Origin of the sequence: Protofrankia sp. Cj3 (assembly GCF_917627355.1) — a bacterium.
Taxonomy (GTDB): Bacteria; Actinomycetota; Actinomycetes; order Frankiales; family Frankiaceae; genus Protofrankia.
This window is the reverse complement of sequence record NZ_CAKJTR010000176.1, coordinates 1-9,663: the sequence shown is the minus strand read 5'-3', so window position 1 is coordinate 9,663 and position 9,663 is coordinate 1. Positions and strand designations below refer to the sequence as shown.

Below are 9,663 nucleotides of genomic sequence, written 5' to 3'. Positions count from 1 at the left end.
ATCGCGCTGGTGACCACGGCGGTGGCCCGCGGTGACCTGTCGCAGAAGATCACGGTGTCGGCGCAGGGTGAGATCGCCGAGTTGAAGGACACCGTGAACACGATGGTCGACCAGCTGTCGTCGTTCGCGGACGAGGTCACCCGGGTGGCCAAGGAAGTCGGTGTTGAGGGCAAGCTCGGGGGCCAGGCAACGGTCGACGGGGTGGACGGTACCTGGAAGGCGCTCACCGACAACGTCAACCAGCTCGCCTCCACGCTGACCACACAGCTGCGGGCGATTGCCGAGGTGTCGACCGCGGTCACTCGCGGTGATCTCACCCGCTCCATCACGGTGGAGGCCGAGGGCGAGGTCGCCGAGCTCAAGGACAACATCAACCAGATGATCGCCAATCTGCGGGAGACGACCGACAAGAACGCCCAGCAGGACTGGCTGAAGTCGAACATCGCCCGGATCGGCGGCAAGATGCAGGGCCAGCGTGATCTGTACGCGGTCTGCCAGATGATCATTAGTGAGATGACCCCGGCGGTCGGTGCCCAGCTCGGTACGGTCTACTTGCTCGATTTCATCGAGGGCGACAAGCTGCGACACGTCGCCGGCTACGGTTCGGCGCCGCGTAAGCGCTCCGACGGCACGTTCCTGTTCGGTGAGGGACTCATCGGTCAGTCCGCGGCGGAGAAGAAGCGTATCCGGGTGGAGCAGGTCCCCGCCGGCTACCTGCGTATCCGCAGCGGCCTCGGGGACGCGCCACCGAGTGATCTCGTCGTCACCCCGGTGATCTTCGAGGATCAGGTACTCGGCGTCATCGAGCTCGCCTCGTTCAGCACCTTCTCCGAGCTGCATCTGCATCTGGTCGACCAGCTGGTCGGCACCATCGGCGTCGTCCTGAACACGATCATGGCAAACGCGCGGACGGAGGAGCTGCTCGCCCAGTCCCAGCGGCTCACCCAGGAGCTGCGCTCGCAGTCGGTCGAGCTCCAGCGCACCAACAACGAGCTGGAGGAGAAGGCCGCGCTGCTGGAGGAGAAGAACGGCGAAATCGAAATGGCCCGGATCGGCCTGGAGGAGAAGGCCGAGCAGCTCGCGCTGTCATCCCAGTACAAAACGGAATTCCTGGCGAACATGAGTCACGAGCTGCGCACACCGCTCAACAGCCTGCTGTTGCTGGCGAAGCTGCTGGCTGACAACCCGGAGGCGAACCTCACCGCCAAGCAGATCGATTTCGCCGAGACGATCCACTCGGCTGGCTCAGAACTGCTCGGGCTTATCAACGACATTCTCGATCTCTCGAAAGTCGAGGCCGGCAAGATGGCCGTGGAGGCCGCGACAGTCCGTACCATCACTCTCTGCGACGCGGTCGCGCAGGTATTCGGCCCGATGGCCGAGGAGAAGGGCCTGTCCTTCGAGGTGACCGTCGCGGGTGATGTCCCGGAGGAGTTCGTCACCGACGAGCAGCGCATCCAGCAGGTGCTGAAGAACCTGTTGTCCAACGCGGTGAAGTTCACCGATGCCGGGGAGGTGCGCTTGGACGTGACGGTCGCCTCGGCCGATGTCGCCTTCACCACGTCGGTCCTGTCGTCCGCGCCGGTCGTGCTCGCGTTCAGCGTTTCCGACACCGGTATCGGGGTGGCCGCCGACAAGCTTCTTATGATCTTTGAAGCGTTCCAGCAGGCGGACGGGACGACGTCGCGGCGCTACGGCGGCACCGGGCTCGGGCTGTCCATCAGCAAGGAGCTTGCGAGGCTGCTCGGCGGATCCATCGGCGTCGCGAGCACAGTCGGTCTGGGCAGCACCTTCACGCTGTACGTCCCCTCGGTGATGCCGTCCGAAGTGCTTCCGTCGGCCAGTCCCGGAGACAGCGAGGAAATCATCATGCTCGCCGAGACCGGCGGGGCGGCAGGGCGCTGGCGGCTGGCTGACGACAGGGCGACGATCGTTGCCGGGACGCCGCCCACCGGCGTTCGGCCGGCTATCGGTGGTGGCGGCGCATGGACACCCGGGCTGGCGGAGTTCCAGTTGTCGGGCGTCCGGGTACGTGGCTCGTTCCGCTCCGACGCGGACACCGACCCGGCGGGCACGCCGTTCCTCACCGAACTGCCCGCGGAGCTGGGCGGCCCGGCGGTGACGGTGGGCCTGGACGAGTCCGACCCGCTGGCCGGCTCGGCCGTACTTGTCGTGGACGATGACGTCCGCAACGTCTTCGCGTTGACCAGCGCCCTGGAGATGCGCGGAATGCGGGTTCTGTACGCGGATAACGGCCATGACGCGATCCGGCTGCTCCAGCAGGAGGGCTTGTCAATTGATCTTGTTCTGATGGACGTGATGCTGCCTGGGCTGGACGGGAACGAGACCACGACGGCGATCCGGCAGATGCCCGCGTTCGCCGCTCTTCCCATCGTGGTGCTGACCGCCAAGGCGATGCCGGGGGACCGGGAGAAGAGCTTCAAGGCCGGGGCGACTGACTACATCACCAAGCCAGTTGATCTTGACCATCTGCTCGACACCATGCGGTCTCATCTGTAGTCCCCCAGAGGCTGAGCGAGGCTCCCCGGTGGCGGCGTAGCGATCACGGTTTTCCGCGGTTTCCCCGGGCCGCCGCCCGGGGAGCGCCGGGCCTGTCAGCGGGGTGCGTCGGAGCGGGTGAGGCGGGGATGAAAGGCTGGCTCCCCCGGGGACATCCGGCGTCCTCCGACGGTCTCATTGCGGTTGGCTCGGTTCGGTGATACTTCCACCGAGCGAGGCCGGTGGCATCGGGAAGTACGGCGGAAGTCATTTGTACCGTTGAGCTCGAAGCTATGCCCCGCCGGCGGCGCGGCGTGAAGGAGGATGCGGGCGGTGACTGAATGCAAGAGTGATCATACGGACACCGGGAGCGGTGAAGAGGCACACGGCGCGGAACGCCCGCGCAGCAAGATCCTTTTGGTGGACGACCGGCCGGACAACCTGATGGCCCTCGAGGCGATCCTCGCATCCCTCGACCAGGAACTGGTCACCGCGGGCTCGGGCGAGGAGGCGCTCAAACGTCTCCTGGTGGATGATTTCGCGGTGATTCTGCTCGACGTCCAGATGCCGGGGATGGATGGTTTCGAAACCGCTCATCGCATCAAACAACGTGGCCGGACGCGGGACACGCCGATCATCTTCCTCACCGCGATCGATCGGGAACCGCACCACGCCTTCCGCGGCTACGCTGTCGGCGCGGTCGACTACATCGCCAAGCCCTTTGACCCATGGCTGCTGCGTGCGAAGGTCACGGTGTTCGTCGAGCTGTTCGAGAAGAACGAGCGGGTTGCGGAGCTTGCCCGTGCCCGGGTCCGGGACTTTGATCTGATGGCTGAGATCGTCGAACGGCTCTCCGCCCTGGAGGTCCTGCTGGAGGGGGTCTCCCCGGGCATGCCCGAGGAGACCATCGCCGCGGCCGCGGCAGAGGTTCGCGGCCTGCTGACGCGGCTGGCGCCGTTCTCCCGGCCGGGTGCCGTCGGCGTGCCTGATTTCTGACGCGGATCGGTACGGCTTGTCCGGACGGGACAGCCGCTTTTCCCTCCCGTCCGGGCCGACGGCCGGTTTCGCCGGAGCCCGGACGGGACGTTTTACGCCGCGTGCGCGATCGCCGAGACCGCTATCGGCGCAGCGGCCTGGAAAGATCGTTGATGCGTGCCCACCGGCTGGCGGTCAGGCCTGCACCGCTCCTGGCCTGCCGTTCTCGATTGCCCACGTGCTGTACTGGAACACGTCGGAATCCTGCTTGGTGAAGTCCCGCACGGCCCGCAGCTCCGCCGTCCAGACATCGCGGTTGATTGTGGACAGAATATACCCGCGGTAGTCGGATTGGAACTGCTTGATGTGCGGGTTCAGGGGGAGGGCGTTCCTGATGATTGTCGGGAACGGCGCCGGGAGAACCGAGCTGATCGCCGTGCCGACGAGCTCGGTCCCGACCACGGGCGAGTCCGGGTCACGGAAGTCCGTATGCAGGTCGTTGACGAGGAACGCGTGGATGTCGCCGGTCAGCACGACCGGGTTGGAGACCTTCCGGTCGTGCATGGCCTGCAGGACCGTGCGGCGCTCGGCCGCGTAGCTGTCCCAGAACTCGCTCCAGAAGTGGAGCGGGCCGGGGGCGAGGTCCAGCTGGGCCATCAGGATCTGCTGGACAAGCACGTTCCACCGCGCGCCCGCGTTCGTGAATCCCTTCAACAACCAGTCACGCTGCGGCGCGCCCAGGATGCTCCGGGCCGGGTCCTGGTTCTCGGTGCAGCTGACGATCTGTCCGCTGTTGACACCGTTGCTGTTGCACGCGTGAGCGTCGCGGTACTGGCGGGTGTCAAGGATGACGAACTCGGCCAGGTTGCCGTAGCGCAGCCGGCGGTACAGCACGTAGTCGCGGCGTACTCGGTTCGGGAGCGGCATGTGCTCCCAGTACGCCTGGTAGGCGGCGGCGCGACGCGCCAGGAAGATATTTTGTGGTTCGTTATCCTGGTTTGTCTGACTGGTGTAGTCGTTGGCGACCTCGTGGTCGTCCCAGGTCACCGCCCACGGGTGGGCCGCGTGCGCGGCCTGGAGGTCCGGGTCCGTCTTGTACTGCGAGAGCCGCAGCCGGTAACCAGCGAGGTCCTTCGGTTCCGGGCACGCGTGCAGCCGGGGGCGGCCGGGCTTCGGATTGGGTTCGTAGATGTAGTCCCCGACGTGGAAGACGACGTCCAGGTCCTGCTGGGCGATCTCCCGGTAGGCCGCGTAGTAGCCCTCCTCGTAGTTCTGGCAGGAGACGTGCGCGATGGTCACTTCGGAGACGTTGCGGCCCTCGCCGGGAGCGGTGCGGGTGTGCCCGATGGCGCTGCGCTCACCGGCTACTTCGAACGCGTAGTAGTAGTCGCGTCCCGGCAGCAGGCCGTCAACCTCGACATGTACACTGTGTGACCATTCGGGTTTGGCAGGTGCTTCTCCGCTACGGATCACACGGGTCAGGCGGTCGTCAGCGGCAAGGATCCACCGCACCTGGTAGGAGCGGTTGGGCATGCCGCCGCCCGGCTCCAGCGGTGACGGCGCGAGCCTGGTCCACAGGACGATTCCGTGCGATGTCGGCTCTCCGGATGCCACGCCCAGCGTGAACGGGTAGCCGTTGATCCGAGGGACGCCCGCGCGCGCGGCCGGCAGTGACGCGGTCGCAATTCCAGCCGCGGACAGCCCGGACACCACGAGAAAACCGCGGCGTGCCAGGTTCGGATTGATCGAGTCAACAGATTCCATAGCCCCCTCCAGGACGCAACTTCGCTATCTACGGAATGGCGTGCGGGACGGCCTTTCTCGCACATGGACCGGCCGGCCCCTGAGCGGCGCGGTAGGCCGTGACGGGCGAGCGGGCCAGCTCAGTGCCTCTCGGATTTCAGCACCGTGCGCTGTCCGGGTGGTAAACGGATCGAAAATCGTTAACAAAAGATAAATCAATGAAGGTGGGTTCAGTGAAAAAAGACTTCGCCGTGGCGTGCGATTGCTTTTGTTGATGGATCGATTGGGCAAAAGAATGCACGAGTGCGGCTGGCTGATTGCCGGCCGGTGGTTGTTTCGCGGTAGCTGTATGTGATCCACTGTTCCCGTGGAGGCCGCCGCCGGTCCATCCGTGGTGCTGCGTGTTTCCGGCTGTGATTGATATTTTTTGATCATGCTACAGCCGTGCTGATTTGCTGATCGGCGGTATGCGGCTGTAGCAGCCCGCTGGTCCTGCGCTTATAATCCGGGCGAACACGTTGATCGATGTGCCGGCCTGACTCGTTGATCAACCTCGTGGTCGATGTTCGGGGGCGGTATGGGATATCAGCTGGGAGTTGACCTGGGCTCGGCCAACACGGTGGTCGCCGCGATCGACGACGGCTGGCCGCAGATCTTGGCTCTCGGTGGCGGAACCGACGTTCCGACCGTCGTCTACGCATCGCCCGATGGCGAGATTCAGGCTGGTCGGGCGGCCGAACGCCGCGCGGTGGCCGATCCGGGCCGGGCTGCCCGCGGTTTCCCGCGACGGGTGGGTGATCCGACGCCCGTGCTGCTCGGTGAGGCTGCCTACACCCCCGAGGCACTGGTTTCACGCCTGGTCGACTGGGTCGTCGCCGCGGCCGCCCGATTGCGCAAGGCGCTCCCCGACCACGTGGTCGTCGCCCATCCGGCCAGCTGGTCGCGGTTTCGGTGCGAGCTGTTCGCCGAAGCCGTCGGCCAGGTTGACGCCGATGTCCCGATCACGGTGTGCTCCTCCGCCGACGCTGTTGGCGCGCTGCTCAACCGCCGGAGCGCGCCGGCCCCCGGGGCGTTCGTGGGCATCTACGACTTTGGCGCGGGCTCTTTCGAGGCCGCGGTGCTGGCCACGATGCCCACCGGATTCCAGATTTCCGGTACCCCCGCCGGGATCACCCGCGCTGGTGGCATGGAAATCGATGACATCGTGGTGGCCCATGTACTGCGAAAGCTTGGTGGCGCCGCATCCGGTCTCGACCACGCGGATCCCGTGACGGCGGCGGCGCTGCGCCGGTTACGCTCTGAGTGCGCCCAGGCAAAGGAGATCCTCTCCGAGGACGATGTGGTCGATGTCCCGGTTGGCCTGCCACCGGTCGGTGGCGTGGGCATGCCGGAGTCCGTGCGGCTGACCCGGGACGAGCTCGAGTCCCTTATCCGGCCCATGGTGGACGACACGGTCCGCGTGCTCGAGCGCGTACTGCGGTCGGTTCCGGCGACATCCGCGGATCTGTCCGCGCTGCTGCTGCTCGGCGGCTCGGCTCGGATCCCGCTGGTCGGCCGGGTCCTTGCCGAAGCGTTCCCGGACGCCGGAAGACAGGAGATCGGCTCACCTGGTGATGTCGCCCTCGGCGCGGCGCTCATTGCCGCGCGGGGCGCGCGCCAGGCCGTACCCCCACTGCAAACAGTCATCATCGAGCCGCCGGCGCTGAGTGTCCCGCCGGCGCTGAGTGTCCCGCCGGTTCCGCGGACCTCGCCACCGGTGATTCCGTCGATTGTGGGCAGCCGGCCCGGTGGAGCCCCGTCGTCGCCGAGCGTACCCGTTGCGGTCAGCGCGCCGCCGGTGAGCACCGCGCATGCGCTCCCGGTTCCAGCCCGGGTCACGCCGGTTGAGTTCGCCGACGCGGCGCATGCGGGCCGCCGGACGAAAAGTCGTCCGTTCGCCGGCTTTGTCAGCACCCGACGCGGGATTGTTTCGGTGGCGGCTGCCGTTCTTGTCCTGATCGCGGCCACAACGGCTGGACTTGTCACGGCCGCCGGTGGCGGTAATGGGCCGCTCCCGCTCCCTTCGGCCGGGGCGTCGGCGGTGGGCCAGGGCCAGGCGGTGGCCCCGCCAGGCGAGCCGTCGGTCCGCGCTGAGAACGTCATTCTCGCCTCCGGCTCCAGCGAGGTCGCACCGATCACCGAAACTGCTTACGCGCTGTTCCGACAGCAGCAGAGCGGGGTCGCGGTCCGGGTGGAGGCAACATCCACCGACGACGGATTCACGCGTTTGTGTCAGGGTAAGATCGACATCGCTGGTGCCTCCTTCGCGTTGAACACCACCTTCAAGGGCGATCCCGGCTGCGCGGATCGGGTCGCCGAGTTCGAGATCGCCCACAACACCCTGCCGGTCATCGTGAACCCGCAGAACACCTGGGCGCGCTGCCTGACGCTCAGTCAGCTCACGAACATCTGGAAGAAGGGCTCGACAGTCACCAGCTGGAACCAGATCGATCCGAGCTTTCCCAACGAGCCGGTGAAGCTGTTCGGCCCAGCGCCGACGTCCGTCCACGGCCAGGTCTTCAACCAGGAGGTGAACGGGGCGAGCGACAACGTCCGCGGGTACCGCGCGGTCGAGCTGGAAAGCGTGGCGCAGAACGTCGCGCAGGACAAGAACGCGCTGGGCTTTCTTGATTTCCCGACGTTCGAGACGTACGGCGGCAAGATTCGTGGCGTGGAGCTGGACAACGGCAGCGGGTGTATTTCGCCGTCGGTGGTCTCCGCCGGGACCGGCACCTATATCCCGTTGTGTAAACCGCTCTATCTGTATGTAAGCAAGGAAGCCCTGCGCAGGCCGGCCACGGCCGCGTTCGTCAATTTCTATGTGCGTAACGGCCAGGACATCGCGTTCAGGTCCCATGAGGTGCCGCGGAACAACGAGACGACAACCGCCAACATCAACCTTGCCGGCAAGCTCACCGCGGGGGTCGGCCCGGTCGTGGCGTGAATGTGCCCGGCGGCGGCGTGGACTGCCCGCGATACCACCGCCCTGGCGGTATCGCGGGGCTGAACGGCTGCGTCTGCCGGCTGCTGGGGACCAGGGGCTATCGCGGGCAGGGGTCGGAATAGGGCAGCCGCGGTACCCACCGTCGCCACCCCTCGGGGTCCAGCCGGAAACGTGGATCCGCGCAGGCGGCTTGGGCGAGGGTGTCCGGATCGGTCGACAGCACCCGCAGATCGCCGTCCGCGCCACCGGCCGCGAACGCGTGTCCGTCACCGGACACCGCCAGCCGGCTGACAGCGGTGGTGCTCCGGCTCATGAGCCGGGTCAGTTCGACGGGTTTCGCCGTGGCGTCCCAGAACACGATGGCACCATCGGCGCCCGCGGATACCAGCAGGCCATCCGTGCCGAATGCGGCACCGGTGACGCGGTTGGAGTGGACCGCCAGGACGCTGACTGCCAGCGGTTTGGTGGGGTCTGACAGATCCCACAGCCGCAACGTGTTATCATCACCGCCGGTTACCGCAAGATGTCCGTTCCGGTTGAAGGCCACTGTCACGACCGCACCGACATGCCCGGTCATGGTGGCGATCTGTTGTGGCTGCCCGGGGCTGGCCAGATCCCACAACCGCACCGTCTCGTTGACGGCCGCGGTAGCCAGCAGCCGGCCGTCCGGGCGCAGCGCGATGTCCGTCACCAGCCCGCCACGGTTGGTCAGGAACGTCAGTGATACCGGATGCCGTGGATCGGCGATGTTCCACAGCCCGACCGTCCCGTCCGCGCCCGCCGTCACCAGCAGTTTGCCCGTGGGGTCGAACAGGAGCCGGACGACCGGGCTGATGTGTCCGTCAAGCCGGCTGGGCTGCCCGCTTGCGTCCGAAGCGTTGCCCTCCCACATCCGGTCGGCCCAGAGCCGGGCGGTGTTGTCGGCGCCGCCGACCGCGAGCCGGCGGCCGTCCGCGCTCAGCGCCACGCCGTTTGCCTGCCCGGTCATCTCCGGGCCGAGGTCGGCGGTCAGAACCGGTTTGCGGCGATCGCTGAGATCCCATAACCGTACCCGCCCGTCGGCGTCGGCCTCGGCGAGCGCCCGGCCATCGGCGTCCCAGGCGACATCGAGTACCTTCGCGCCGCGCTGGGGCAGTGACACCGCGGATGTGGCGACGAACGACGCGACCATGGCGCGCCGCGCCTCGGCTGTCGGCGCGATCCGGTATGCGGCAACGGCGAGCTGGCCGGCCAGGTTCGGGTCGCCCTGGCGCCTCGCGCTCGCCTCGGTCGCGAGCTGTCGGGACACCGCCGCTCGGTCGGTGCCCGGCTGGCCGCTGTTCTTGCCCGCAACGACGACAGCCAGGACGCACGCCGCCGCGATCACCGCCGCGAGGAGACTGAGCCGGCCTGGCCCGCGCCAGCCGCCCCCGCGCCAGCCAGGCCCGCGCCGGCCAGGTGCGACCGGAGCGGGGGCGGGGGTG

Annotated in this window: 5 protein-coding genes; 3 read left to right on the top strand and 2 right to left on the bottom strand. The window is 67.2% G+C overall.

The features are described 5' to 3' along the window. Together MJ783_RS18975 and MJ783_RS18970 are read left to right on the top strand one after the other, a co-directional pair. The coding region (locus tag MJ783_RS18975) for a response regulator (protein ID WP_239312216.1) at window positions 1-2,520 on the top strand (2,520 nt) is incomplete at its 5' end. A gap of 312 nt (window positions 2,521-2,832) precedes the next feature. After that, a complete protein-coding gene (locus tag MJ783_RS18970) occupies window positions 2,833-3,495 on the top strand; it encodes a two-component system response regulator (protein WP_239312214.1) in 663 nt (220 codons plus the stop codon). A 174-nt stretch (window positions 3,496-3,669) separates the two neighbouring features. Here the strand turns inward: MJ783_RS18970 and MJ783_RS18965 are convergent, their stop codons facing one another. After that, the gene (locus MJ783_RS18965) at window positions 3,670-5,238 is read right to left on the bottom strand and encodes an alkaline phosphatase (RefSeq protein ID WP_239312212.1); all 1,569 of its coding nucleotides are present in this window, start codon (window positions 5,236-5,238) and stop codon (window positions 3,670-3,672) included. Window positions 5,239-5,794: 556 nt separating this feature from the next. On the opposite strand from MJ783_RS18965, the gene MJ783_RS18960 reads away from it, so the two are divergent. Then, window positions 5,795-8,200, top strand: a complete 2,406-nt coding sequence (locus tag MJ783_RS18960) for an Hsp70 family protein (RefSeq protein ID WP_239312209.1) — start codon at window positions 5,795-5,797, stop codon at window positions 8,198-8,200. 97 nt (window positions 8,201-8,297) lie between these two features. On the opposite strand, the gene MJ783_RS18955 is transcribed toward MJ783_RS18960, so the two are convergent. After that, on the bottom strand, window positions 8,298-9,663 hold a 1,366-nt coding region (locus MJ783_RS18955), incomplete at its 5' end, for a WD40 repeat domain-containing protein (RefSeq protein WP_239312206.1).

Bases quoted from the DNA above. Each gene is read 5' to 3' on its own strand.
- MJ783_RS18965 (WP_239312212.1), bottom strand. From the start codon at position 5,238: ATGGAATCTGTTGACTCGATCAATCCGAACCTGGCACGCCGCGGTTTT.
- MJ783_RS18960 (WP_239312209.1), top strand. From the start codon at position 5,795: ATGGGATATCAGCTGGGAGTTGACCTGGGCTCGGCCAACACGGTGGTC.